Below are 25,075 nucleotides of genomic sequence, written 5' to 3' on the forward strand. Positions count from 1 at the left end.
AAACAATGGCGGATTGCGGCACCTTGCCACACTCCATTAATTAACTAGCCAAAGGTATCTATTGCCCTGGCTCCAACCATAATAGACCGTGCTTCACCGATGTTTCGGTCTAAGGAAAGTCCTACCCATGAGCGAAAGCTTTGCCCAACTATTTGAAGAGTCTCTTGTTAATCAGCAGATGCAGCCTGGTTCCATCGTTGTTGGAACGGTTGTCGATGTTCGTGCTGATGTCGTTGTTGTTAATGCCGGCCTGAAGTCTGAAGGCGTCATCTCCATCGATCAGTTCTATAACGATGAAGGTGAGATTGAGGTTGCCATTGGCGACGAGGTCGAGGTTGCTCTCGATGCAATCGAAGATGGCTACGGTGAAACCCGTCTGTCGCGCGAGAAAGCGAAGCGTGCACAGGCCTGGACCTTCCTGGAGAAGGCTCAGGAGAACGGCGATACCGTTACCGGCATTATCAGTGGCAAGGTCAAGGGCGGTTTCACCGTCGACATCAATACCATTCGTGCCTTCCTTCCTGGCTCACTGGTTGATGTTCGCCCTGTTCGTGATACCGCATATCTCGAAGGTAAGGACCTGGAGTTCAAGGTTATTAAGCTCGACCAGAAGCGCAACAACGTTGTCGTTTCACGTCGTGCCGTTATCGAGTCTGAGTACAGCGCTGAGCGCGAAGAGCTGCTTGAGTCGCTGGCCGAAGGTCAGACTATCAAGGGTGTGGTCAAGAACCTCACCGATTACGGCGCGTTTGTTGATCTGGGCGGTATCGATGGTCTGCTGCACATCACCGATATGGCGTGGAAGCGCGTCAAGCATCCTTCGGAGATGATTGAGGTTGGCCAGGAGATCGAGGTCATGGTGCTCAAGTTTGACCGTGAGCGTAACCGTGTATCACTCGGCCTCAAGCAGCTGGGCGACGATCCATGGGCAGCTATTGCACGTCGTTACCCTGTTACCACCCGCCTCATGGGTAAGGTTACCAACATCACCGATTACGGTTGCTTTGTTGAGATCGAAGAGGGTGTTGAGGGTCTGGTTCACGTCTCAGAGATGGATTGGACCAACAAGAACGTCAATCCTTCCAAGGTCGTACATCTTGGTCAGGAGGTTGAGGTTGTGGTTCTCGATATCGATGAGGAGCGTCGTCGCATCTCACTCGGTATGAAGCAGTGCCAGACCAATCCCTGGGAAGCATTCGCTGCGACTCACAACAAGGGTGACAAGCTCTCTGGTTCGATCAAGTCGATCACCGACTTCGGTATCTTCATCGGTCTCGATGGTGGTATCGACGGTCTGGTTCATATGTCAGACATCTCCTGGAACGAGCAGGGCGAAGAGGCTGTACGTTCGTTCAAGAAGGGCGATGAGCTTGAGGCCGTTGTACTTGCGGTTGACCCTGAGCGTGAGCGTATCTCTCTCGGTGTTAAGCAGCTCGACAAAGATCCCTTCTCAATGTTTGTTGCGGAGAATCCAAAGGGCAGCATCGTTAAGGGCACCATTACCGAGGTTGACGCCAAGGGTGCGGTTATCGATCTGGGCGACAGCATCGAGGGTTACCTGCGCTCTTCCGAGATCTCTCAGGATCGCGTAGAAGATGCACGCACCCTGCTCAAGGAGGGTGAGGCAATTGAGGCGCGCTTCATGGGTGTAGATCGCAAGAACCGCAGTATCAGTCTATCTATCAAGGCGAAGGAGTATGCAGAGGAGGCTGAAGCCGTCGAAGACTTCAATCGCTCAGCACCTGCAGCAGCGACCCTTGGCGATCTGCTTAAAGAGCAGATGGAAGGTAAAGAGTAAGATTGGTGATAATGTGCCTGCCGGTAACGGCAGGCACATGCCATTAAAGGTTTGCAGCGCCTGTTGAAATAATTATCTTTATCAGGGGCTTGAAGGAATACTCGGATTAAGCGCAAAGGCTTGATCGACTAATAATTAGAGAATGGGTAATGACCAAATCTGAACTGATTGAACAGCTGGCCAGAAAACAGAGTCACTTGGCCTATAAGGATGTAGAGCTGGCGGTTAAGAGTCTTCTTGAGCAGATGAGTGAATCGCTCTCAGGTGGGCAACGAATCGAGATTCGTGGTTTTGGTAGTTTCTCACTCCACTATCGTCCACCCCGTGTTGGACGTAATCCGAAGACCGGTGAGTCAGTTGAACTCAACGGCAAGTATGTGCCTCACTTTAAACCCGGCAAGGAGTTGCGTGAGCGTGTTGACGAAGGCAAGCACCACGCCATCAGTAATGGCAATGAATAACAGCTCTATTTGATAACCCAAACAAGCCCCGATGGCTGAGTTCAGATGGTGATTTCTGAACGGTTAAGGTCAAAACATCTCGCTGAGAGAATCGCTTTCAGCAATACTCGTACAAACCAATAAACGCTATAAACCATGCAAGGCAATTGTTATAGTCTGCGCAACCTGTGCGTCTATAGATGAGATTGGCATGCGTCCCTTCCTAACCGTATTAATGATCGTCCCCCTGGCCCTGCTATGGCTCGGCTTTTCAATGATCAATGCCGGTGGTGTTGAAATTGATTACTACTTTGGTGTGGTGGCTCTACCGCTCTCTATTCTTTTAGCAATTGTAATGGGTGTTGGCATGTTGCTGGGTGGTGGTGCGGGGCTTTCTAACTATCTCAGTATGAGGCGCGAAATAAATGAGTTGCGTGCGCAGGTGAGGATCAGAGATGAAGAGGTGGTTAACCTTCGCTCAATCCCGATTAAGGACGGGCCTTAAATGCAGGAGCTTGTCTGGCTATTGCTGCTGCCGGTTGCTGCTGCTTCTGGGTGGTGGGTTGCCTCGCGTGCCTATCGTCGTGGAAAGGAACAGGTGGCTCCTGAGTTTACCTCTGACTATATTAAGGGTCTTAACTACCTGCTCAATGAGCAGACCGATAAGGCGATTGAACTCTTTATCCGCATGCTTGAGGTGAATAGCGATACGGTCGAGACGCATCTAGCGTTGGGTAGCCTGTTTAGAAGGCGCGGTGAGGTAGATCGGGCTATCAGAATTCATCAGAACCTGATCGCTCGCCCAACTTTGACCACTGAACAGCGTGGGCTGGCGCTACTCGAGCTTGCTGATGATTACATGAGGGCGGGACTACTCGATCGTGCGGAGAACCTGTTTCTCGAATTAATCGAGCTCAATCTACATAATTCGGCAGCGTTATGGCACCTACTCGATATCTATCAGCAGGAGAAGGAGTGGGATAAGGCAATTGCCGTGGCGCATCGCATTGAGTCCGATGCTGGTAAACCGATGGATTCGATTGTTGCTCAGTACTGCTGTGAGCTCGCGGAGCGCTCACTCGACCATGATGATTACGGGGAGGCGGTCAGCCTACTGCATCGTGCACTTGAAAGTGATCGTAATTGTGTCCGTGCGAGTCTGTTGATCGGACGTCTAGAGCGCGAACGTGGTAACTGTGGTGAGGCATTGAAGGCATACCAGCAGGTGCTGCAGCAGGACGTTGAGTTTACCCCCGAGGTGGTTGATCCACTGATCAGCTGTTACACCGAGATGGGTAAGAGTGAAGAGATTCCCAGTTTTTTGAACCAAATCGTAGAGGCCTATCCTGCGGTTAAATCTGTGCTGCGTCTTGCGGAACTGCTTGAGAAGCGTGAAGGGCGTGAAGCTGCTGAGCAGTTTATGCTTCAACAACAGCGTAGTACGCCATCGTTACGTGGACTTCGTTGGGTGATCCATGCCCAGCTCGATCGTGCGGTTGAGCAGGACGGTCGAGCTGGGCTTCAACTCTTGGATGATCTAACGGGAAAGCTCATCGAGGGTCTACCTAGCTACCATTGTCAGCAGTGCGGATTTGATGCGAAACGGATCTACTGGCAGTGCCCAAGCTGTAAACGTTGGAACACCGTTAAACCAGTTAAGGGTGTCGGTTCAGACGCTAACAAAACTCCATCAATTTTAGGTGAATCATGACAAGTGTAGAGAATCAGATGGGACCACGTGTTGTTGTGGCGCTCGACTATCCAGAGGCGAAGCAGGCGCTCGATTTTGTTGGGCGTATAGATCCAACCCAGTGTCGGCTAAAGGTTGGTAAAGAGCTCTTTACCCTGGCTGGTCCGCAATTGGTTGAAACGCTCGTTGCAAAGGGTTTTGACGTCTTTCTCGATCTGAAATTTCATGACATTCCAAATACCGTCGCCAATGCTTGTCGAGCCGCATCTAAGCTGGGTGTCTGGATGATGAATATTCATGCTTTGGGTGGACGCCGAATGATGGAGGCGGCTCGTGAAGCGGTTGAGACGAGCGGGTCACGTCGTCCACATCTGATCGCTGTCACCATTCTGACTAGTCATAGCGAGGAGGAGCTGGGCGAAATTGGGCTTAGTGGTTCGCCAGCCGAAAACGTCGTCAGGCTGGCCAATCTGGCGCAATCTGCAGGTGTCGATGGTGTTGTCTGTTCCGCTCAAGAGAGTAGTGTGTTGCGCGCAGAGCTGGGCAATGATTTTATGCTGGTAACCCCGGGTATCAGACCTGCGTCAGCCGCAGTGAATGACCAGAAACGGATTATGACGCCGGAGGATGCGATTGCAGCAGGCTCAAGCTATCTGGTGATTGGTCGTCCAATTACAGCGGCTGAAGACCCGGCGGGCGTTTTGCTTACAATAAATTCAGCAATTGGCGCTATTTGAGCCGAATCTAACAAGCTATCGTTCCTACATCTACGTCACTCAGACATCGGGGCGTGGGGTTGTGGAGCCAGCTGCGCTAGGTTTCTCGTTATTGAAGAAGGATTTTAATTTAAACATGGAGGTTGTTATGTATCTATTGCGTCGTGCACTGTTAATTTTCATCTGTGGACTGCTTCCCTTTGCGGGAGTGTTTGCATCCGTCGATATCAATACCGCTTCTGCGGAAGAGATGGCTAAGGCGATTAGTGGGGTTGGTATCCAGAAGGCCACATTAATTGTTAAGTATCGTGAGCAGCATGGTGCTTTCAAAAACATCGAACAGCTCGCCAGGATCAAGGGCATCGGTTCTAAGACGATTGAGAGAAATCGTGATGTGTTGAGTGTTGGTGAATCGAAGAACTAACCATAAAGCAACATAGCTACTGAAGGCCTGATAGCTAAGCTGTCGAGCCTTTTATGTTGAGTTTACTAGTTGTCGCGAGAAAGAGGGTGGAAAGCTAGTAGTGGTGGAGTACGGAAGAGGCCCGAGTCTTCGACTCGGGCCTTTAGTTTGGCTCCCCGGCTGGACTCGAACCAGCGACATACGGATTAACAGTCCGGTGTTCTACCAACTGAACTACAGGGGAATAGCTCTTGCCTCCGGAGAGGAGGCGCTATATTACTCAAGCACCGTTTTAGGGTCAATACTGATTGCAAAAAAGTATTGGAATCTTTGCTTCTTAGCTGTTGATACCATCCAGATAGCTGGCGATACGATCAAGCGCCTGCTGCAGATTCTCTTTGCTGGTAGCAAATGAGAGGCGCAGATGGCCTGGGGCACCAAAGGCGGAGCCAGGTACCAGGGCCACTCCCGCTTCATTCAGCAGTATCTCAGCCAGGGCGACATCATCGTCGATATCATCCAGTCCATCGATTACCTCTTGAAAACTAGGAAAAGCGTAGAAGGTGCCATCTGATTTGACACACTCAACGCCCTTCATCTGGTTGAGGCGTTCTACCACATAGTCGTGGCGTGCCTTGAACGCCTCCAGCATCGGTGCGATACAGCCCTGATCACCCTCGATGGCTGCCTGTGCGGCGACCTGTGAGATTGAGGTGGGATTGGAGGTGCTCTGCGACTGGACCTTCTTCATCGCCTTGATCAGATCGACTGGACCTGCGGCGTAGCCGATGCGCCAGCCCGTCATTGAATAGGCCTTGGAGACGCCATTCATCACGACTGTACGATCATAGAGGGCGGGGCAGGCGTTGAGTAGATTGCAGAACGGTTCGTCACTCCAGAGGATGTGCTCATACATGTCGTCAACGGCGATGATGATCTCGGGGTGTCCCTCGAGTACCTTGCCTAGCGCTTCCAGCTCGGCACGTGTATAGGCGACGCCGGTCGGGTTTGAGGGGCTGTTGAGGGTGAAGAGCTTGGTGCGTGGGGTGATCGCCGCTTCTAGCTGCTCAGGTGTGATTTTGAAGTTTTGATCCTGTCCGGCGGAAACAATGACTGGTTTACCGTCGGCCAGCAGTGCCATATCGGGGTATGAGACCCAGTAGGGGGCCGGAATGATCACTTCATCACCGCTGTTGAGCAGCGCCTGACAGAGGTTGAAGTAACTCTGTTTGCCACCACAGGAGACCAGTACCTGTTCAGGGGTGTAGTCAAAGCTGTTGTCGCGCGCGAATTTATCGACAATCGCTTTTTTCAGGCTAGGGGTGCCATCGACCGCTGTGTATTTGGTGAATCCATTGCTAATCGCCTCAACTGCGGCAGCCTTAATGTGCTCAGGCGTATCGAAGTCAGGTTCGCCTGCGCCAAGGCCGATAATGTCCTTACCAGCAGCTCTTAGTTCAGCCGCCTTTGCAGTAACAGCGAGTGTGGGGGAGGGTTTGACCCGTTGTACTCGATCAGAAAGTTTCACGCTCAATGGAGTCTTCTCACGTAGTTATGACACAATTGCGTAATAATACTTTATGCGTGCCTTTTACCCAATCCCCGATTATGAGTAGACCTTTCCAGATTGAAGTTGATATGGAGCCCGCTGGCGACCAGCCTGAGGCAATTCGTCGTATGGTCGAGGGGCTGGAGGATGGCATCGCCGGGCAGACGCTGCTGGGTGTGACTGGCTCCGGTAAGACCTTTGCCGTTGCGAAGGTGATCGAGTCGGTGCAGCGCCCGACGCTGATATTAGCTCCGAATAAAACCCTTGCTGCACAGCTCTACGGAGAGATGAAGGAGTTCTTTCCCGGAAATCTGGTTGAGTATTTCGTCTCCTACTACGACTACTACCAGCCCGAGGCCTACGTTCCCGCCTCTGATACCTTTATCGAGAAGGATGCCGCGATCAATGAGCATATTGAACAGATGCGCCTTTCGGCGACCAAGGCGTTGGTGGAGAAGGAGAATGCAATTATCGTCTCCAGTGTCTCCTGTATCTACGGTCTGGGTGATCCGCGAGCCTATCTGAGCATGATGCTGCATCTGGTGCGGGGTGAGACGATTGACCAGCGCCTTATTTTGCGCCGTCTGGCCGAGCTGCAGTACACCCGTAACGATGTTGAATTGCACCGTGCCACCTATCGAGTGAGGGGGGAGGTGATCGATATCTTCCCGGCGGAGTCGGACAAGGAGGCGGTGCGGGTCGAGCTGTTTGATGATGAGATCGAATCGCTTGCCTACTTTGATCCGCTGACCGGTGAGATCCTGCGTCGAGTACCGCGTCTGACCATCTATCCCAAGACTCACTACGTCACGCCACGCGAGACGATTCTCGGTGCGGTAGATGAGATCAAGGTCGAGCTCAAAGAGCGACTCGAGCGACTGCGCGACCTCAATAAGTTGGTTGAGGAGCAGCGGCTGGCACAGCGTACCCAGTTTGATATCGAGATGCTGGTGGAGCTTGGCTACTGCAACGGCATCGAAAACTACTCGCGCTACCTCTCCGGACGTGGCCCGGGTGAGCCGCCCCCGACGCTGTTTGACTATCTGCCCGACAATGCACTGTTGGTGATCGACGAGTCACACGTCACCGTGCCGCAGATTGGTGGCATGTATAAGGGCGACCGCTCACGCAAGGAGAACTTGGTTGAGTATGGCTTCCGTCTCCCCTCGGCGTTGGATAATCGTCCGATGCGTTTTGAGGAGTTCGAGAAACTATCGCCACAGACGATCTACGTCTCGGCTACACCGGGTAAATATGAGCTGGAGCACTCTGATCAGGTGGTGGAGCAGGTGGTGCGTCCCACAGGGCTGGTCGACCCTCAGATAGAGGTGCGCCCGGTTACGACCCAAGTCGATGATCTGCTCTCCGAGATTAACAAACGAGTTGTACTAGGTGAGCGTGTGCTGGTGACAACGCTCACCAAGCGAATGTCAGAAGACCTCACCGATTATCTCAGCGAGCACGGCGTGAAGGTGCGATATCTTCACTCCGATATCGACACCGTCGAGCGTGTAGAGATCATTCGCGATCTACGTCTTGGTGAGTTCGATGTGCTGGTTGGCATCAACCTGCTGCGAGAGGGGCTCGATATGCCCGAGGTCTCGCTAGTGGCGATTCTCGATGCCGATAAGGAGGGCTTCCTGCGCTCCGACCGTTCGCTAATCCAGACCATTGGACGTGCGGCGCGTAACCTCAATGGTCGGGCCATTCTTTATGGGGATAAGATAACCGGCTCGATGAAACGTGCCATCGATGAGACCGAGCGACGTCGTGAGAAGCAGCAGGCGCACAACAAGGAGCATGGCATTACCCCACGTGGTGTGAAGAAGGCGATTGCCGACATCATGGAGAGCGCCCATGCCGGTGTGCCGGGTTCACCGAAGGAGTACGCCAAGGTCGCCGAGGAGGTGGCTGAATACGCCTCGCTCACGCCAGCACAGTTCGCCAAGAAACTGGAGGCACTGGAGAAGCGTATGTTTGAACATGCCAAAAACCTTGAATTCGAGGAGGCGGCACGTGTGCGAGATGAGATTGAGCATATCCGTAATAGCGGTTTCGGGCTGGTTGATAGAGCTATCTAGATAATCATCCCCAGATGGCTTGTTAATGCTCTTCTGCCTATGTTATCGTTCGCCCTCGATTTTGCAGGCGCGTAGCTCAGTTGGTTAGAGCACCACCTTGACATGGTGGGGGTCGTTGGTTCGAATCCAATCGCGCCTACCAACACTTTTAAAGCACCCTCGGGTGCTTTAATTTTTTGTGGAAAGTAATCACGTGGTCCCTCGTATCGACCACCACTGAGAATAGGAATCTGGCATGCCAACCATTACCCTTCCCGACGGTTCACAGCGTAGTTTCGATAACCCCGTAACCATCCATGAAGTTGCACTCGATATCGGCCCTGGTCTCGCTAAGGCCTCACTGGGCGGCAAAATCGATGGTGAACTTCTCGATACCTCTCATCTGATTGAAACTGATGTTGCTCTCTCACTGATTACCGAGCGTGACGAGGAGGGGCTGGAGATCATCCGTCACTCGACCGCACATCTGCTGGCGCAGGCGGTTAAGTCACTCTTCCCCGAGGCGCAGGTAACGATCGGTCCGGTGATTGAGGATGGCTTCTATTACGACTTTGCCTATGAGCGCCCCTTCACCCCAGATGATCTGACTGCGATCGAAAAGAAGATGGCTGAGCTGGTCAAGGCTGATGTCCCGGTTGAGCGTTCTGTGAAGATTCGCGAAGAGGCGATCGACTTCTTCGGCGAGATGGGTGAGAAGTACAAGGCGGAGATTATAGAGAGTATTCCTCACGGCGAAGAGCTCTCGCTCTACCAGCAGGGTGACTTCATCGATCTATGTCGCGGCCCCCATGTTCCTTCAACCGGAAAACTCAAGGCCTTCAAGCTGATGAAGGTGGCAGGTGCCTACTGGCGTGGTGACTCCGACAACGAGATGCTGCAGCGTATCTACGGCACCGCATGGAAGAACAAAAAAGAGCTCAAGGCCTATCTGCATCGTCTGGAAGAGGCGGAGAAGCGTGATCACCGTAAACTCGGTAAAGCGATGGATCTCTTCCACGCTCAGGATGAAGCGCCGGGTATGGTCTTCTGGCACGACAACGGCTGGACCATCTGGCAGCAGGTTGAGCAGTACATTCGCCAGACCCTGAATCGCCACGACTATAAAGAGGTGAAGACGCCCCAGCTGGTCGATCGCTCGCTGTGGGAGAAATCGGGTCACTGGGACAAGTTCGGTGACATGATGTTCACCACCCATTCTGAGAACCGTGACTACGCAGTGAAACCAATGAACTGCCCCTGTCACGTGCAGATTTTTAACCAGGGGCTGAAATCTTACCGTGATCTGCCGCTACGTATGGCTGAGTTCGGTTCATGCCACCGTAATGAGCCCTCGGGCACACTGCATGGTCTTATGCGGGTGCGCAATTTCACCCAGGACGATGCACACATCTTCTGTACCGAGGATCAGATTCAGTCGGAGGTCTCCGAGTTCATCGATCTGCTGCAGGATGTCTATGCAGACTTCGGCTTCACCGAGATTGAGGTAAAACTCTCTACCCGTCCGGAGCAGCGTGTCGGTGCCGATGAGGTGTGGGATAAGGCGGAACATGCACTCGAGCGTGCACTGAATGCCAAGGGTATGAATTGGGATCTGCAGCCGGGCGAGGGTGCTTTCTACGGACCAAAGATTGAATTCTCACTACGTGACTGTCTCAATCGTGTCTGGCAGTGCGGCACTATACAGGTCGATTTCTCCATGCCCGGTCGTCTCGATGCCGAGTATGTCGCCGAGGATGGCAGCCGCCAGATTCCGGTTATGTTGCATCGCGCGATCCTCGGATCACTCGAGCGTTTTATAGGAATTTTGATCGAGCAGCACGCCGGTTCATTCCCGCTCTGGTTGGCACCGACCCAGGCGATGCTGATGAATATCACCGATAACCAGGCCGAATTTGTTCAGCAAGTCGAACAAACCTTGCAAAATCAAGGCTTCCGGATTAAATCGGACTTGAGAAATGAGAAGATCGGCTTTAAAATCCGCGAGCACACATTACAGCGTGTCCCGTACCTGCTGGTTGTTGGTGATCGGGAAGTTGAATCTGCTACCGTGGCCGTGCGTACCCGAAGTGGTGAAGATCTTGGATCGATGAGTGTTTCTGAACTCGCTGATCTCTTCGCTGCTGAAGTCGAGTCGCGTGGCCGCACTATTTTGGAGGATTGAAGCATCGCCCTGAAAAACAAAAAGGATACAACCCGTCTCAACGGTGAGATCACCGCACCAAGCATCCGTTTGATCGGTGCTGATGGAGAACAGGTCGGAGTTGTATCAAACGCTGAAGCGCTCGGTATCGCTGAAGAAGCCGATCTCGATCTGGTTGAGATCTCTCCTGATGCGGAACCGCCAGTCTGTCGAGTGATGGATTACGGCAAGTTCAAGTTTGAGCAGAGTAAAAAGGCTCAGCAGGCGCGTAAAAAGCAGAAACAGATTCAGATTAAAGAGGTTAAGTTCCGTCCCGGAACCGATGAGGGCGACTACAAGATCAAGTTGCGTAATCTCATCCGTTTTCTTGAGGATGGAGACCGTACCAAGGTAACGCTTCGTTTCCGTGGTCGGGAGATGGCTCACCAGGAGCTCGGCCTGCAGCTATTGCAGCGGGTTGCGGCAGACCTGGAAGAGTATGGAACGGTTGAGCAGCATCCCCGTTCTGAAGGTCGTCAGATGGTTATGATGATCGCCCCTAGAAAGGGCAAGTAAGTAGCAAGATGCTTCAGCGTCCGGCTTTCAAAGGCTGCCGGCGTGAAGTTTTAATAACACTCAAACTGGAGTAGAAAATGCCTAAGATGAAGACCAATCGAGGTGCTGCCAAGCGCTTCAAAAAAACCGCGAGTGGAGGCTTCAAGTGCAACTCATCGCACCGTCGTCACATTCTCACCAAAAAGAGCACTAAGCGTAAGCGTCACCTGCGTGCTCCCTCAATGATCGATGCAGTCGATGTACCAATGGTACGCCGTATGCTTTGTACTAAATAAGGGGAGTAGACAATGCCAAGAGTAAAACGTGGTGTAACCGCACGTGCCAAGCACAAAAAGATCCTCGGCAAGGCAAAGGGCTACTATGGTGCCCGTAGTCGTGTCGTTCGTGTAGCCAAGCAGGCCGTAACCAAGGCAGGTCAGTACGCATACCGTGACCGCCGTCAGCGTAAGCGTCAGTTCCGTGCCCTGTGGATTGCCCGTATCAATGCAGCCGCTCGTCTGAATGGTCTCTCTTACAGCCGTTTCATTAACGGTTTGAAGAAGGCTTCAATCGAGATCGACCGCAAGGTTATGGCTGATCTGGCTGTATTCGACAAGGCAGCATTTGCTGCTCTGGCGGAGCAGGCCAAGGCCAATCTGTAAGCGAGCACGATCTGGTTACACGCCGCAATGCGGTGTGTAACCAAACCAATTTACAGAGAGGGGAAGGGCCTGTGCCTTTCCCCTTCTTATTTTTTACGGGGCTGCCAAATAGATTGGTGGTTCCAAATCTCCATGGAGATCGATAGTTGTGGAAGATCTGGCAACGCTAGAACAGCAGGCGGTAGCACAGCTCGCCGAGGCAACGAGCCTTCAGGATCTCGACCAGGTCCGGGTTCACTATCTGGGCAAAAAGGGGTTGTTGACCGAGCAGCTCAAGGCCTTGGGCAAGCTTGCACCTGAGCAGCGCCGTGAGGCCGGTCAGGCAATCAATAAGGTCAAACAGGCCGTGCAGGCGCAGATAGAAGCGCGCAAGGGTGAGCTCGAACAGGCCCAGCTTGATGCCAAGCTTACTGCCGAGTCGATCGACATTACCCTGCCAGGACGTGGTGAGCAGAGTGGTGGCAAGCACCCAGTTACCCGTACCCAGGAACGAATCCAGGAGTTCTTTCTCCGGCTCGGCTTCGAGATCGCCGAGGGACCCGAGATCGAGGATGACTATCACAACTTCGAAGCGCTCAACATCCCAGCGCACCATCCAGCGCGTGCGATGCACGACACCTTCTACTTTGATGCCCATCGATTGCTGCGTACCCACACCTCACCGGTACAGGTGCGGGTGATGGAAAAATCGGAGCCGCCGTTGCGAGTAATCGCACCTGGGCGTGTCTATCGCTGTGACTCCGACCTAACCCACACACCGATGTTTCATCAGGTTGAGGGATTGATGGTCGATGAGAATGTCAGTTTTGCCGATCTCAAGGGAATTCTCGATGAGTTCCTGAAGTTCTTCTTCGAGAAGGACCTACGGATTCGTTTTCGCCCCTCCTACTTCCCCTTCACCGAACCATCGGCTGAGGCCGATATTGAGTGCGTGATGTGTGGCGGCGAAGGGTGTCGCGTCTGTAGTCATACCGGTTGGCTCGAAGTGCTTGGCTGCGGCATGGTGCACCCTAAGGTTTTCGAACACGCCAAGATCGATAATGAGCAGTTCACTGGTTTTGCCTTCGGTATGGGGGTCGAGCGACTCACCATGCTGCGCTACGGTGTGAATGACCTGCGGCTCTTCTTCGAGAACGATCTGCGCTTTCTTAAACAGTTCGGTAAGGGCTGATCATCAGCTCTGAAATTACGGAAATACAGCAATGAAATTCAGTGAAAAGTGGCTGCGTGAATGGGTGAATCCCAACATTAGCAGCGAGGTGCTCTCCGAACAGCTGACCATGTCTGGACTCGAGGTCGATGCTGCAGAACCGGCAGCCCCCGAGTTTGACGGTATCGTGGTTGGTAAGGTGCTAACTGCTGTGCCGCATCCCGATGCCGATAGGCTTAAGGTGTGTGAGGTCGATGTCGGTGAGGGACAACCGCTGCAGATCGTCTGTGGAGCAAGTAACGTCCGTCCAGAGTTGATGGTTGCAGCAGCGCGTATCGGTGCCTGGCTGCCGGGTGACTTTAAGATCAAGCGAGCCAAGCTGCGTGGCGTTGAGTCTGAGGGAATGCTCTGCTCCGCCAAAGAGCTGGGGCTGGCCGAGAGCGCTGATGGCTTGATGGAGCTCTCAAGCGAAGCGGTCATTGGTCAGAGCGTGCGAGAGCACCTCGATCTCGACGATACCGTCTTTGAGCTGGGCCTGACCCCTAATCGCAGCGACTGTCTGGGTGTGATGGGTGTGGCGCGCGAAGTTGGTGTATTGAACCGTGTCGACGTCACCATTCCCGAACAACATGCAGTGGCAGCTACCACCGAACAGCGCTTCGAGATCAATGTTGAAGCGCCTGAGGCATGCCCGCGTTACCTCGGTCGTGTTGTCACCGGCATCAATCTTGCCGCCGAGACACCAGTCTGGATGGTTGAGCGTCTGCGTCGCAGCGGTGTCCGAGCCATCAGTGCGATGGTTGATATTACTAACTACGTGATGCTCGAGCTGGGCCAGCCGATGCATGCCTTTGATCTGCAGAAGCTTGAGGGGGGCATCAAGGTGCGCCTTGCTGATGCGGGTGAAAAGCTGGTGTTGCTAGACGGTCAAGAGATTGAGCTCAATGCAGAGACTCTGCTGATTAGTGATCACAAGGGTCCACTGGCGCTTGCCGGTATCATGGGCGGTGAGGCCTCAGGTGTGAGTGATGGCACCACCTCGCTACTGCTCGAAGCGGCCTTCTTTACCCCTGAGGTGATTGCCGGTCGTGCCCGTGGTTACGGCCTGCATACCGACTCTTCACACCGTTTTGAGCGTGGCGTAGATCCAGAGCTACAACGTCGTGCTATGGAGCGTGCAACCGAGCTGCTACTGGAGATCGCCGGTGGTGAGGCGGGTCCGGTGATTGAAGTAGTGAATAGCGACCAGTTACCCCAGCGTCATGAGGTGGTACTGCGAGAGGCGAGGGTGGCCCGTCTGCTCGGATCAAATATTCCTGCTGTTGAGATCGGTGAGATTCTCGAATGTCTCGGTATGGCGGTTAGCCGCACCGATGATGGCTGGAAGGTGATTCCGCCCAGCTTCCGCTTCGATATTGAGATTGAGGCCGATCTGGTTGAAGAGGTAGCCCGTGTCCACGGATACAATGCGCTGACCAGTAGCCGCTTGTTGGCTGAGATGTCGGGGCAGCATGAAAGCGAGCAAAAACTCGATGCTCGCCGACTCTCTAATCTGCTGATCGACCGAGGTTATCAGGAGGCGATCAGTTACAGCTTTGTTGATCCAGAGCTGCAGTCATTGCTTGATCCAGAAGCAAAACCGGTAGAGCTTGCTAATGCGCTCTCGCTTGAATTGTCGGTGATGCGGACCACTCTCTGGCCGGGGTTGATCAAGGCGCTTCAGTACAACCAGAATCGACAGCAATCGCGTATAAAGCTCTTTGAGACGGGTCTTAGCTTTGTCGGGCAACTCGATGATCTTGTTCAGAAAAAACAGATTGCAGGCGTCGTTTCGGGTAGTCGCTATCCTGAAGGCTGGAACAGCGCGAGTGATGCGGTCGACTTCTACGATGTGAAGGCTGACATTGAGTCGTTGTTGGCGCTTTCCGGCACCGATACAGCGTTCCGCTTTGAGTCGGCCTCACATCCCGCTCTCCATCCGGGACAGTCTGCCGAGATCCGCAAGGGTGATCAGCTGGCTGGCTGGCTCGGGGCGATTCACCCCTCGCTTTTGAAGAAGCTGGGGCTCAATGGCCCGGTATTTCTCTTCCAACTTGAGGTTGAGTCGATCACCGAGGCGACTCTGCCCAAGTTCACGCCGCTCTCCAAATTCCCGGCGATACGCCGTGATCTGGCCATTGTTGTTGATGAGAAGATTACAGCTCAGCAAGTTGTCGACACGATCGGTGCTGAAGAGAACGAACTGCTGCAGAAGGTCGAGTTATTCGACGTTTATTCTGGGGAAGGGGTCGAAAATGGGAGAAAAAGCTTAGCTATTGGCTTGATTTTACAAGACCATTCGCGCACTCTTACCGATGCGGACGTCGACGACGTTATCTCGCGAGTATTGAATAAAATCCAGGAAACACTGGGTGCGACACTGAGAGATTAGGGAATGACACTGACCAAAGCACATATGGCCGATCGTCTATTTGAGGAACTCGGTCTCAATAAGCGTGAAGCAAAAGACTTTGTTGAGATCTTCTTCGAAGACATCAAGGCGTGTCTTGAGAAGGGAGAGCAGGTGAAGCTCTCCGGCTACGGCAACTTTGATCTACGAGATAAAAACCAGCGCCCAGGAAGAAATCCCAAGACGGGTGAAGAGATTCCAATTACCGCACGTCGAGTAGTGACATTCCGCCCAGGACAGAAACTCAAGGCTAGAGTCGAGGCATATGCTGGAACCAAGCAACAATAACGAATTACCGCCGATTCCGGCGAAGCGCTACTTCACTATTGGTGAGGTAAGTGAGCTCTGTGATGTCAAAGCACACGTGCTGCGTTATTGGGAGCAGGAGTTTCCTCAGCTCAAGCCAGTCAAGCGTCGCGGTAATCGTCGTTATTATCAACGTCACGATGTGATGTTGATCCGTCAGATTCGTGCACTGCTCTACGAGCAGGGCTTCACCATCGGCGGGGCTCGTCAGCGTCTCTCTGGCACCGAAGTGAAAGAGGAACTAAGCCAGACCCAACAGCTTGCGCGTTCACTACGCAATGAGCTGGAAGAGGTTCTAGAGCTCCTTAATCACCGATAGTGATTTATTTCCCGTTCTAAAGCGGGTATCATCTCGCCTCCGCTTTGAGGCGGAATCCCCATCTAAGTAATACCTTTCGGGGCGTAGCGCAGCCTGGTAGCGCACCTGCATGGGGTGCAGGTGGTCGGAGGTTCGAATCCTCTCGCCCCGACCAATAATGGGAAAGCCGACCACTGGTCGGCTTTTTGTCCTCATGATTGCTCACAAAATAGTGGATGTTGATTTTGATCGGATTATTGTCTGGCGTGTATATTCCCTACATACAATCAAGGTTAAAGCTTGAGAGATGATCAAAAGCTGAGGAAAAACAGTAGTGGAATCTGAACAAAGCATGGGCAGCGATATCTATATTACCGATTCAGACATTGCCGTCTCTGGTATTGATGAGGTGATCACGCTCTCTGTGGTTCGTGATAGTGAACCTATGCTGCCCACCACCTTTGGCATCACCTGTCGTTATCGTCCCGGCTGTGAATATCAGGAAAGGTCATCCCCGATGCCTGCTGCGCATGTGATGTATACACCGGCTATCTGAAGGCTATCTGATAGACTGTTTCAACATATTATTACGATATCTCCGAATTAAGGAGCGCAACTTTGGAATCGATGATGCAGTTCAAGGCGGAGTACATATCGCTCGAGGATCGGCTGCGCCTGCGAATCCGTAAGGGTGAGACCGAGTTTCTGGTCTGGCTGACCCGTCGCTATACCAGGCTGCTACTCGAGGTTCTTGAGAAGGTTGGCGATGCCACTGATGATAAGACCGAAGAGTCGAGCAAAAAGAGGTCGTCGCTACAGAGCGTAAAAGAGGCAATTAAAGCTTCAAACGTGATGCCGCTCTGAAAGAGGCGGATTTCAAGACCAAATATAAAGAGACGCCAGCTGAGCGTCCTTTGGGCGAGCAACCGATGCTGGTCTCACGTATCAACTACTCAGCAGAAGAAGATGGCAAGGTAAAACTCAACCTGATCTCACCCGAGGGTAAGAGCGTAAACATCATAATCACTCAGGAGATCGTCTTTATGTTGATCAAGCTGTTGGGTGAGACCTCAGAGAAAGCGGAGTGGGGATTAGGTGACAGGGCTGCATCTATTACAACTGCTTCTGGAAAGGCTGGGGTTGATAAGGGTTTATTGCACTGAACTTATATATCTCCAAGTATCACTAACTCACTTCTAAGTATCGTCTCTCCTTTTTGTTGGGCGTACTCGTGGAATTTATTTAATGGAAAATGTAAAGTTACTCATCATCAGACGATGGGTAGAGTGGTAGTTGCGATAGATCATTGTAAGAAAGATGAGCTGATCTGTGAGGGAAAACCCACTGGAGTAGCTGCAACTCGTGATAACCATTCACTTCAAGTAGGTCATCAGATACACGTCCATCTTGATGAGCCAGCACAGATTTTCGCCCATAGCTGTGAACCTAATCTCTACATAAATAATAATGAATTTGGTGGTTATAACTTCTATGCGGTCAGAGATATCGAACCAGGCGAGATGCTTGCGTTTCACTATGGAATGAGCGAGGCAAACTCAATTGCTGTCTCTGAGTGTCACTGTGGTGCAGATAATTGTTATGGAAGGTCTGTAGGGTTCAAAGAGGCTGAGCCCCATTTGCAGCATTACCTTCATGATCTTGGAGTGGCTGACTATCTTAGTCGTTGGTATAAACACCAGATGCCCAGTTCTTAAACAGCCGATATCGACTTCAACTATTTTCATAATGGGTGAATGCTGATTCCTAAGTAAAAGGATTTTCCCCATTGTTATTACCGTAGCCCGGAAGAAGCAGAGCGTAATCCGGGGGCGAATGGGTTGGCAGAAGAGTCCCTGATTTCGTTCCACTTCATCCGAGATACGTGCTACGCGCTGCTCGGCACATTAGCTCTTGGTCTGTTTTCGCCTCTTCATATTCGGTAAGCATATATATTTATTGAAATGTGGTGGGTATGGACTACTGTCTGTAAACAGTGATGAGATCTATTCACTGGAATGTATCGAGTAGTGTCATGCAGTCTGGCGCAAATGATCCCCTGTGGAGAAATGCCGACATGAACGAACCTACAATGCTTGAGTCAAGGAAAGTCGCCCCCGATATCACGTCACTGGTGTCATACATTCCGATACCAGGTTACGGTGTGCTACCGGTCAATGCCTTTGTTATTCACGCTGAGCAACTAGTGTTGGTAGATACGGGGCTTGCGTCATTGCGATCAGAGTTTTGCAGGAGTTGCGTTCAGTTGTCGACCCTAAAGACCTGCGCTGGATCTGGATTACTCATGCAGATATGGATCACCTGGGGAATTTAGAGGCTGTACTATCAGAAGCCACCAATGCTCGAATAGTCACTACATATATTGGTATGGCTAAAATGGGTTTGCACGGTTTACCTCTGGTTCGAGTGTTTCTACTTAATCCAGGGCAGTCGCTGAATGTCGGTGACCGGCAATTAATGGCGGTAAAGCCGCCCACTTATGATGCGCCGGAGACAACCGGCTTGTTGGACAAAAATCCAATACATTGATTAGTGCTGATTGTTTTGGTGCGATTATTGATCGACCGGCTGAAACAGCTGCAGATATTGAACAGAAAACCCTTCATGATGGCAGCGTTCTGTGGGCAACAATTGATGCGCCGTGGTTAAGCACGATCGATGCTGAAAATTCGACCGGAGTCTGGCCGCTATAGAACAGTTGAATGCCGAGGTTGTACTCAGTTCGCATTTGCCTGCAGCAGAAGGTATGACGAAAACGTTATTAAGTATATTGGCCGGCGCTCCTAGGGCACCAACCTTTACTGGGCCTGATCAGCATGCCCTGGAAAGAATGATGGCGGTTTGATTGGTTGACATCAAAATGTTTCTTTAAGGTGTTTCACCTTCAAATATCAGGGTGCGGGGTGCCCGGATACTGATTGTCTCTGCTGCACTTGTCCAGTTACTTCAATGTCATCGTAATCCCGTGAGGGTAGTAGGAGTGACAGAAGCGCCTCGGATTTCGTTTTACTCCATCCGAGCTACTCTCTGAAATGTATCGAAAACCTACTTCTTGATGGTGATCGGTGTTCCCACGACTCCAGCATAAAAACTATAATTTCAGCCGTCTCACTCCCTTCATTCTTTCCATAGTGCCATTTGTCGACAACTTCGACAATGGAATCCCCTCCTTCATGTGTAGCGTTTTGCCATCTTCCCGAATTACCGTTAGTTCACCTCTCAGCAATACACCGGCATTAATTACCGGGTGTTTATGCATGGGTAACTGAACCCCCGCTGGGATATTGATTCTGAGAATGGTGACCTCTGGAGTGTCTTCAGAGTAGTTGGATAGGGCGCTTCCGTCCCAGCTGGAGGTCGATTTTGTAACTTCATCAACCTGAGTGGTGTGTTGATCCAGGGCAAAACATTGCTTGATAACAGTAGGGTAAGCAATGTTCCTAAAATTACTCTTCTCAGCTTGCGCTGACCGCCATGGAGAGCGAAGTGAGGGCGGTTAGTCCCGATAGTCGACGCCGTCTGCCTATTCGTAGTTGAGAGCGCGAGCGGACGACGAAGAAGATGCAGCAGCGGCTTTATGTCGGCGTAGAGTCACTGAGGGAGTTGTGTAGAGCCGCGAAGAGGTGATTACGCAACGAACGCAGGACGTCGGGGCGCCGTAGGCATAAACGGTCGCGTGAAGTTTTTGCTGTTTGCTTGGGCTTGGATGCCCAAAACAAGCTTCCGCAAAAATAGCGACCCCCCGGTTTCCTTTGTGTGTCGATAATATGGGCGTTATTTAAGTGCGCTAACAATCGCGAGATTGGAGCTGTCAGAACTTATTATATCTATAATTAGCTAATGCTGTGATTGGCTTCTGGATTATCTGTTTGCAGCTGATGTCCAGAATATTCAGACTGAATATCCATCTAAATTAAGGTATTCCAAGCTGAGTATATAAGGTGTCTACGAAGCGATAGTTCAAAGCGACACCCGCTATTGGCACAGAGGTAAAACTAGTGAATGGTATTACCCCGTTCAACCCATCCTACTAAAACCATTGATCAATTGACTCTGACACCTTTGGTTTCTCTTTATCCCAATATCTCCCATGCTATTATTTGCTCTAACGTTCTGATAAGGCGCCGCGGTAGCGGCGTCTCAGTGAGCGAGAGCAAACGATCTTGATGCGGTGTTAGGAATTTTGGTGGCCACCTTGAGTATTTGAATTGCCCTGCACCAAGACGTTAGTTGCGGCTGCAAATGCAATAAATGATAAATATGTAGAGGCAATATTTAGAGCTACCATTACAGGCAGTATATTTGAAATACCAATGCCTTGTTGAGCCTGTTCGACTGCCTACAAATAACCGCCGGAATTTATAACAAACATTGCTGTAACAAAGGTGGCTATTTGCATGCTTTTCCTAATATTGTTAAAGAAGTATGCAATACCAGCAACAACAGACATAAGCCCTAGCTGTTTTATAAACACGATTGGCATTCGCTGACCGCCATGGAGAGCGAAGTGAGGGCGGTTAGTCCCCGATAGTCGACGCCGTCTGCCTATTCGTAGTTGAGAGCGTGAGCGAACGACGGAGAAGATGCAGCAGCGGCTTTATGTCGGCGTAGAGTCAGTGAGGGAGTTGTGTAGAGCCGCGAAGAGGTGATTACGCAACGAACGCAGGACGTCGGGGCGCCGTAGGCATAAACGGTCGCGTTAAGTTTTGCTGTTTGCTTGGGCTTGATGCCCAAAACATGCTTCCGCAAAAATAGCGACTCCCCGAGCATAAATTGTAACAACCCACATCGAAGCCTTTGCTGCTTCCTTGAGCAAGATGTGTTGCTCTACTGACAAGGGAGCAAATTTAATAAGATAATTGAAAAGAAGCACAGGTGTCCCTACAGCAATAAGCGCTATGAGGTAGTTTTTCCAGTTCTCTCCAACTATCCGTAATGCATCTGTTTCGTCTTTTTGCTCTATTGTCTGTGTGATTTTGCCGTTAATCACAATAACTATGAAAAACTAAATATGAGCGCTACCATAGACACATAAGTCATAGCGCCACTAAAAACGAGACATTAAAAGACCTATTAACGCCACCAACACAATATGTCGATTTACGACTTTGCTTGATATAAGAAAGTGCTCTTTCATTATTATGCTAACGTCGCCGTTAACAGGCATACCGTAGCGGTGTGCGATTTAAGCACAAATTGAACGCCGCGGAGGTATGTCCGGGTTGAACGGCATTGTTATAACTAATTGTTTGGTTGATGGTGTTTAAGTGCCTGTTTGCATTTTTCCAATTTACAGTTGTTTTTGAGGATGTATATGTACGTATCTGCTGCCTCATTTAGCTGTTTGGAAGCCGCGGCCAAATCGCCAGCCGCCAGTTGTGACTGAACTTCAGATACCAGCTTTAGTTGAGAAATTGTATTGTCGCTCAGCACTCTCTCAACGATTTCGCCGGACTGCTTATCAATATGGCGCTGTATTGCATCTAGGACGAGGTAAGCACACATAGCGATTAAGGCTGACAACACAGAGAAACCAATTGATTTTTTCATTCTTTTGCTAGGCCACTGAGTAGTTATAACGCTCAGGCTCAGGGGCTTGCCGGAGCGGGTGAGGCTTGTGGCATTCGCCGCAAACGAAACGCCGCGGAGAGCAAGTCCCTTGGAGCCAATTGTTAGGTTTCAATTTTATTATTGTATATTCTTCCAGTCATTATCCATGTCAAGCCAGAATGCCGGAGTTAATGAAGGTGTAGCTTTGTAACTGACCACTTTACCTTCGTACTCTCCCAATATTTTTGTTTCTACATGATTGACCAGATCTCCGATACTTTTATCTGTGAACATTCCTTTTGGCAATTCATCAATATCGGAACAAGTTTCCGCAAACTTGCCATCATAGAATCTACAGACAGGCCCACCCATACCGTAAGAGTTGGGTATGTTTACATCATCAATATATTCCCACCAGCTGATCGCTCTAACTATAAACCCATTTCTGAACAGTTCTTCAGCAAGACACTTGTACTTATCTCTCATTACAATTATGTCGATATAACCGCTCCCAACTGGTTGAGCTTTATACTTACGGAGCAGTTTGTCTAGTATTTCTTTTCTTTGCACTTTACTACCCATGAACTCAGTCTCTACTGAAACCTAACGGTTGAGCTAAGGGCGCGCTTTAGCGCGTCCGTTCCTTGAGCGATTTGTTAGAGGTCTTCTGGTTAACCACCAAACTGGATAGTGTTTTATTGTATTTTTTCGCATATTGACCAGCTAACACACATAATTCAATATGTTCTTCACCTTCCATAAGTTCGCAATATCCTATAATTCTGTATCCATCTTCCTTATTTGCATTAGGTGTCTTGTTGTCTGGTAATCCTGGAAATGTAAGGCTATAACTTGTAATTGCTAAATATCTAAAGTCATTATTCTTCAGAGCCTCATTAGCATCCTTTTCTGGATCAGCGGATCGTATCCATTGCATAGGCGATACCAATTTCTCAACATAGTCAGAATAGCCCGAATCAGAACAACCAACTACTAACACCAGAAAGCTGGATACTAAAAGTGTTCGAATCATTTGTTTTAAGACCTCTAACGTCTTGGCTAACAGGTAGGCGCGTTTTTGCGCCGATTGATCTTCACCCGATAAATCGGACACGCTATTTTCACGCAACCATCCGCTCATAATAAGCTGGTGGCATATACCCAATCCCCGAATGCATTCTTCGGTGATTATAGAATTGATTGATATAGCTGTTTAGTGCAAACCGTAATTTAACATCATGATCGAAGTGCGATCCACGAATCAGTTCTGCCTTTAATGTGTGAAAAATGATTCCATGTGTCCATTATCTGTGCAGTAGCCAGGACGGTTTACACTGTGGCGGATTTCATGCCTTTTAACTCATTTCTGAATCGATGTGCTGTGTACTCAATCCCTCGATCTGTATGAAATATCATTCCCTTCTCTGGCTCCCTGTCCCTGAGTGCATGCCTTAGCGCTTTAAGCGTGAGATTGGTTGTTCTATCTCGACCTAAAGACCACCCAATAATTCGACGGCTAAATACATCCATTACTGTGGCCAAATATCGCCATGCGCCTTTTACCTTCAAGTAGGTAACATCTCCAACCCACACTTGATTGATCTTGTCTGGGTTCGGCGCAAGCCGTTTCAGGTTTTCACCCTCAGCTTTAAATCGTTTTAATCCAGGCTGTCGTCGCGTAACTTTAACGACTCGGCCAACCACGCCATTATCTCGCATCAGGCGCTCAACACGCTTCTTGCCGATGCGAACGCCTTGATTGCGCAGTGTCTGATGTATTCTTGGGCTGCCATAGACGCCGCGATTCTGACGATGAATTTTCACGATCTTTCTGGTCAGGTACGCATCTTCCTTTGTTCTTTCAGCCGCTGGGCGTTTGCAGCAGTCATAATAGCCACTGCGGGACACGCCCAGCCACTCGCACATGTACTTTACTCCGAGTTTCCGGTTTCTCTGGATGAATCGATATTGTTCTGATGTTCTTCCGCAAGAAACCGTTGCCACTTTTAGCAGATCATTCTCCTGCTTGAGTCGGGCAACCTCCTTTTTCAGCTTCTTCATCTTATCCAGCTCAGAAGCTTCTCGGCGAATACTGGTCACCTTTTTCTCTTATCTGCCACAATCACACCTTCTCGATACTCTTTTCGCCATCGTGACAGCATAAACGGATGGATGTCGAGCGTGTCAGCAACCTCTTTAACCTGAACTCCTTCCAGAAAACTTAGCTGGACAGCTTTTACCTTGAATTCATCTGTGTAGCGCCACGTCTTTCGTGGGTTATTGTATTTGGCATTAAACACCCCGCTGACCGCCATGGAGAGCGAAGTGAGGGCGGTTAGTCCCCGATAGTCGACGCCGTCTGTATATTCGTAGTTGAGAGCGCGAGCGAACGACGGAGAAGATGCAGCAGCGGCTTTATGTCGGCGTAGAGTCACTGAGGGAGTTGTGTAGAGCCGCGAAGAGGTGATTACGCAACGTACGCAGGACGGTCGGGCGCCGCAGGCATAAACGGTCGCGTGAAGTTTTTGCTGTTTGCTTGGGCTTGGATGCCCAAAACAAACTTTCGCAAAAATAGCGACTCCCGTTCAGTTAGAAGTTGGTGTCCGTTTTATCGGGGATGTTCAGATCCTTGTTGAGCCACTTGTTAGGCGCCTTACGCCAATAACTGAAAGCCAGCCTACGATAATAGCTATTATATATGGAATAACAAATCCAATTGAAAACACCAATAGGGTTGCCAGCAATATACCAATAAAATAAATAAATACAGACACCATATACTTCTGATGTGGAGCTATAAGCGCAGCAACAAAACCACGAGGATTGAAGACAAAGTGAAATGAAAAGACACTAGCCATTCAGGGTATTGAACCCATTCATTCGCGCAACAATCAGAACCTTTACGAAATCCAGCAGGACAATATAATACGGCTCGCACATAATTAATTTGTAATGTTATGAGAAACGCTGTAAGCCAAGCCAATATGATTGCCGGAAACAGAGCTATGTATCTAAATGTGTCCATGATCCTAACTATTATTAGACACCCTAAATGTCCCGTTACTAACGGAGCATTTAGGGTGTATAAAAATCCAGCTTGTTTTAAAACAATGATTTAACTTCGTAAAACGGAGCCTAAAAGGTGTTGCTAACGGAGCTGCCCGGATTGTTTGCTTGATATGGGGTGTTTCTATGCCATTGGCGGCATGGTCTCTACCCATGGCCTGGGAATGGTGTTTATTCGTGAAATCTGTTTGTGAGCGCAGCGGTGGATCTTGTTCCATGATCGAG

The 25,075-nt window shown here is 50.4% G+C and carries 25 protein-coding genes, 3 tRNA genes and 1 pseudogene; 22 read left to right on the top strand and 7 right to left on the bottom strand.

Going from position 1 to position 25,075, the window contains the following annotated elements:
* Positions 1–127 precede the first annotated feature (127 nt).
* The 6 genes from rpsA to HUE57_RS10500 all read left to right on the top strand — a co-directional run bounded on the left by rpsA (position 128) and on the right by HUE57_RS10500 (position 5,068).
* Positions 128–1,798: a 30S ribosomal protein S1 gene (gene rpsA, locus HUE57_RS10475; RefSeq protein WP_078484031.1), complete on the top strand. Its 1,671-nt coding sequence runs from the start codon at positions 128–130 to the stop codon at positions 1,796–1,798.
* Positions 1,799–1,947: 149 nt separating this feature from the next.
* On the top strand, positions 1,948–2,259 hold the full coding sequence (locus HUE57_RS10480; protein WP_078484032.1) for an integration host factor subunit beta: 312 nt from the start codon (positions 1,948–1,950) through the stop codon (positions 2,257–2,259).
* Positions 2,260–2,449: 190 nt separating this feature from the next.
* Positions 2,450–2,743: a lipopolysaccharide assembly protein LapA domain-containing protein gene (locus tag HUE57_RS10485; protein ID WP_078484033.1), complete on the top strand. Its 294-nt coding sequence runs from the start codon at positions 2,450–2,452 to the stop codon at positions 2,741–2,743.
* Entirely contained in the window at positions 2,744–3,949 is a 1,206-nt protein-coding gene (gene lapB, locus HUE57_RS10490) for a lipopolysaccharide assembly protein LapB (RefSeq protein WP_078484034.1), read from the top strand. It abuts the gene before it with no gap.
* Positions 3,950–3,966: 17 nt separating this feature from the next.
* The gene (gene pyrF / locus HUE57_RS10495; protein ID WP_236860573.1) at positions 3,967–4,665 is read left to right on the top strand and encodes an orotidine-5'-phosphate decarboxylase; all 699 of its coding nucleotides are present in this window, start codon (positions 3,967–3,969) and stop codon (positions 4,663–4,665) included.
* Between the two features lie 115 nt (positions 4,666–4,780).
* Positions 4,781–5,068, top strand: coding sequence for a ComEA family DNA-binding protein (locus tag HUE57_RS10500; protein ID WP_078484036.1), 288 nt, complete (start codon positions 4,781–4,783; stop codon positions 5,066–5,068).
* Positions 5,069–5,216: 148 nt separating this feature from the next.
* On the opposite strand, the gene HUE57_RS10505 is transcribed toward HUE57_RS10500, so the two are convergent.
* Positions 5,217–5,291 (bottom strand) — tRNA-Asn (locus HUE57_RS10505).
* A 93-nt stretch (positions 5,292–5,384) separates the two neighbouring features.
* Positions 5,385–6,581, bottom strand: coding sequence for a pyridoxal phosphate-dependent aminotransferase (locus tag HUE57_RS10510; RefSeq protein WP_078482631.1), 1,197 nt, complete (start codon positions 6,579–6,581; stop codon positions 5,385–5,387).
* Between the two features lie 74 nt (positions 6,582–6,655).
* Here HUE57_RS10510 and uvrB point away from each other — a divergent pair, with 74 nt between their 5' ends.
* The 16 genes from uvrB to HUE57_RS10590 all read left to right on the top strand — a co-directional run bounded on the left by uvrB (position 6,656) and on the right by HUE57_RS10590 (position 18,763).
* A complete protein-coding gene (uvrB, locus tag HUE57_RS10515; RefSeq protein ID WP_078482630.1) occupies positions 6,656–8,677 on the top strand; it encodes an excinuclease ABC subunit UvrB in 2,022 nt (673 codons plus the stop codon).
* Positions 8,678–8,742: 65 nt separating this feature from the next.
* Positions 8,743–8,819: transfer RNA gene (locus HUE57_RS10520), tRNA-Val, on the top strand.
* A gap of 93 nt (positions 8,820–8,912) precedes the next feature.
* Positions 8,913–10,838, top strand: coding sequence for a threonine--tRNA ligase (thrS, locus tag HUE57_RS10525; protein WP_078482629.1), 1,926 nt, complete (start codon positions 8,913–8,915; stop codon positions 10,836–10,838).
* A 3-nt stretch (positions 10,839–10,841) separates the two neighbouring features.
* The gene (infC, locus tag HUE57_RS10530; protein ID WP_078482628.1) at positions 10,842–11,372 is read left to right on the top strand and encodes a translation initiation factor IF-3; all 531 of its coding nucleotides are present in this window, start codon (positions 10,842–10,844) and stop codon (positions 11,370–11,372) included.
* 77 nt (positions 11,373–11,449) lie between these two features.
* A complete protein-coding gene (rpmI, locus tag HUE57_RS10535; protein ID WP_078482627.1) occupies positions 11,450–11,647 on the top strand; it encodes a 50S ribosomal protein L35 in 198 nt (65 codons plus the stop codon).
* Between the two features lie 12 nt (positions 11,648–11,659).
* On the top strand, positions 11,660–12,013 hold the full coding sequence (rplT, locus tag HUE57_RS10540) for a 50S ribosomal protein L20 (protein ID WP_078482626.1): 354 nt from the start codon (positions 11,660–11,662) through the stop codon (positions 12,011–12,013).
* A gap of 157 nt (positions 12,014–12,170) precedes the next feature.
* Positions 12,171–13,184, top strand: a complete 1,014-nt coding sequence (gene pheS, locus HUE57_RS10545; protein WP_408021562.1) for a phenylalanine--tRNA ligase subunit alpha — start codon at positions 12,171–12,173, stop codon at positions 13,182–13,184.
* A 31-nt stretch (positions 13,185–13,215) separates the two neighbouring features.
* Positions 13,216–15,594, top strand: a complete 2,379-nt coding sequence (gene pheT, locus HUE57_RS10550) for a phenylalanine--tRNA ligase subunit beta (RefSeq protein ID WP_078482624.1) — start codon at positions 13,216–13,218, stop codon at positions 15,592–15,594.
* A gap of 3 nt (positions 15,595–15,597) precedes the next feature.
* Complete coding sequence (ihfA, locus tag HUE57_RS10555; RefSeq protein ID WP_078482623.1) at positions 15,598–15,900, top strand: integration host factor subunit alpha; 303 nt, start codon at positions 15,598–15,600, stop codon at positions 15,898–15,900.
* Entirely contained in the window at positions 15,878–16,237 is a 360-nt protein-coding gene (locus HUE57_RS10560; protein WP_078482622.1) for a MerR family transcriptional regulator, read from the top strand. Before ihfA ends, HUE57_RS10560 begins: the two co-directional genes overlap by 23 nt.
* Before the next feature lie 77 nt (positions 16,238–16,314).
* Positions 16,315–16,391, top strand: a tRNA-Pro gene (locus HUE57_RS10565).
* 159 nt (positions 16,392–16,550) lie between these two features.
* Positions 16,551–16,772 carry a hypothetical protein gene (locus HUE57_RS10570; RefSeq protein WP_174673136.1) on the top strand — a complete coding sequence of 74 codons (222 nt, stop codon included), beginning with the start codon at positions 16,551–16,553 and terminating at the stop codon, positions 16,770–16,772.
* A gap of 62 nt (positions 16,773–16,834) precedes the next feature.
* Positions 16,835–17,080 (top strand): hypothetical protein, encoded by a 246-nt coding sequence (locus HUE57_RS10575; protein ID WP_174673137.1) that lies wholly within the window; start codon positions 16,835–16,837, stop codon positions 17,078–17,080.
* Between the two features lie 65 nt (positions 17,081–17,145).
* Positions 17,146–17,379 (top strand): hypothetical protein, encoded by a 234-nt coding sequence (locus tag HUE57_RS10580; protein WP_174673138.1) that lies wholly within the window; start codon positions 17,146–17,148, stop codon positions 17,377–17,379.
* A gap of 123 nt (positions 17,380–17,502) precedes the next feature.
* The gene (locus HUE57_RS10585) at positions 17,503–17,931 is read left to right on the top strand and encodes an SET domain-containing protein-lysine N-methyltransferase (RefSeq protein WP_174673139.1); all 429 of its coding nucleotides are present in this window, start codon (positions 17,503–17,505) and stop codon (positions 17,929–17,931) included.
* Positions 17,932–18,469: 538 nt separating this feature from the next.
* The gene (locus HUE57_RS10590; RefSeq protein WP_174673140.1) at positions 18,470–18,763 is read left to right on the top strand and encodes an MBL fold metallo-hydrolase; all 294 of its coding nucleotides are present in this window, start codon (positions 18,470–18,472) and stop codon (positions 18,761–18,763) included.
* A 2,016-nt stretch (positions 18,764–20,779) separates the two neighbouring features.
* Here the strand turns inward: HUE57_RS10590 and HUE57_RS10595 are convergent.
* The 5 genes and pseudogenes from HUE57_RS10595 to HUE57_RS10615 form a co-directional block, all read right to left on the bottom strand.
* Positions 20,780–20,983: a hypothetical protein gene (locus HUE57_RS10595; protein ID WP_174673141.1), complete on the bottom strand. Its 204-nt coding sequence runs from the start codon at positions 20,981–20,983 to the stop codon at positions 20,780–20,782.
* A 492-nt stretch (positions 20,984–21,475) separates the two neighbouring features.
* Complete coding sequence (locus HUE57_RS10600) at positions 21,476–21,784, bottom strand: hypothetical protein (RefSeq protein ID WP_078485216.1); 309 nt, start codon at positions 21,782–21,784, stop codon at positions 21,476–21,478.
* A 138-nt stretch (positions 21,785–21,922) separates the two neighbouring features.
* Positions 21,923–22,366, bottom strand: coding sequence for a hypothetical protein (locus tag HUE57_RS10605; RefSeq protein ID WP_174673142.1), 444 nt, complete (start codon positions 22,364–22,366; stop codon positions 21,923–21,925).
* Between the two features lie 46 nt (positions 22,367–22,412).
* Positions 22,413–22,913, bottom strand: coding sequence for a hypothetical protein (locus tag HUE57_RS10610; protein ID WP_174673143.1), 501 nt, complete (start codon positions 22,911–22,913; stop codon positions 22,413–22,415).
* Positions 22,906–24,099 (bottom strand): annotated as a pseudogene (locus HUE57_RS10615) (IS3 family transposase). Before HUE57_RS10615 ends, HUE57_RS10610 begins: the two are co-directional and overlap by 8 nt.
* Positions 24,100–25,075: the final 976 nt, after the last annotated feature.

It is taken from the genome of Candidatus Reidiella endopervernicosa (assembly GCF_013343005.1).
Taxonomy (GTDB): Bacteria; Pseudomonadota; Gammaproteobacteria.

Coding starts and splice junctions, on each gene's coding strand:
- HUE57_RS10580 (WP_174673138.1), top strand. CDS start 17,146: ATGCTGGTCTCACGTATCAACTACTCAGCAGAAGAAGATGGCAAGGTA.
- HUE57_RS10485 (WP_078484033.1), top strand. CDS start 2,450: ATGCGTCCCTTCCTAACCGTATTAATGATCGTCCCCCTGGCCCTGCTA.
- rplT (WP_078482626.1), top strand. CDS start 11,660: ATGCCAAGAGTAAAACGTGGTGTAACCGCACGTGCCAAGCACAAAAAG.
- ihfA (WP_078482623.1), top strand. CDS start 15,598: ATGACACTGACCAAAGCACATATGGCCGATCGTCTATTTGAGGAACTC.
- pheT (WP_078482624.1), top strand. CDS start 13,216: ATGAAATTCAGTGAAAAGTGGCTGCGTGAATGGGTGAATCCCAACATT.
- lapB (WP_078484034.1), top strand. CDS start 2,744: ATGCAGGAGCTTGTCTGGCTATTGCTGCTGCCGGTTGCTGCTGCTTCT.
- HUE57_RS10500 (WP_078484036.1), top strand. CDS start 4,781: ATGGAGGTTGTTATGTATCTATTGCGTCGTGCACTGTTAATTTTCATC.
- HUE57_RS10560 (WP_078482622.1), top strand. CDS start 15,878: ATGCTGGAACCAAGCAACAATAACGAATTACCGCCGATTCCGGCGAAG.
- HUE57_RS10605 (WP_174673142.1), bottom strand. CDS start 22,366: ATGGGTAGTAAAGTGCAAAGAAAAGAAATACTAGACAAACTGCTCCGT.
- uvrB (WP_078482630.1), top strand. CDS start 6,656: ATGAGTAGACCTTTCCAGATTGAAGTTGATATGGAGCCCGCTGGCGAC.
- pyrF (WP_236860573.1), top strand. CDS start 3,967: ATGGGACCACGTGTTGTTGTGGCGCTCGACTATCCAGAGGCGAAGCAG.
- thrS (WP_078482629.1), top strand. CDS start 8,913: ATGCCAACCATTACCCTTCCCGACGGTTCACAGCGTAGTTTCGATAAC.
- HUE57_RS10480 (WP_078484032.1), top strand. CDS start 1,948: ATGACCAAATCTGAACTGATTGAACAGCTGGCCAGAAAACAGAGTCAC.
- rpmI (WP_078482627.1), top strand. CDS start 11,450: ATGCCTAAGATGAAGACCAATCGAGGTGCTGCCAAGCGCTTCAAAAAA.
- HUE57_RS10600 (WP_078485216.1), bottom strand. CDS start 21,784: ATGAAAAAATCAATTGGTTTCTCTGTGTTGTCAGCCTTAATCGCTATG.
- rpsA (WP_078484031.1), top strand. CDS start 128: ATGAGCGAAAGCTTTGCCCAACTATTTGAAGAGTCTCTTGTTAATCAG.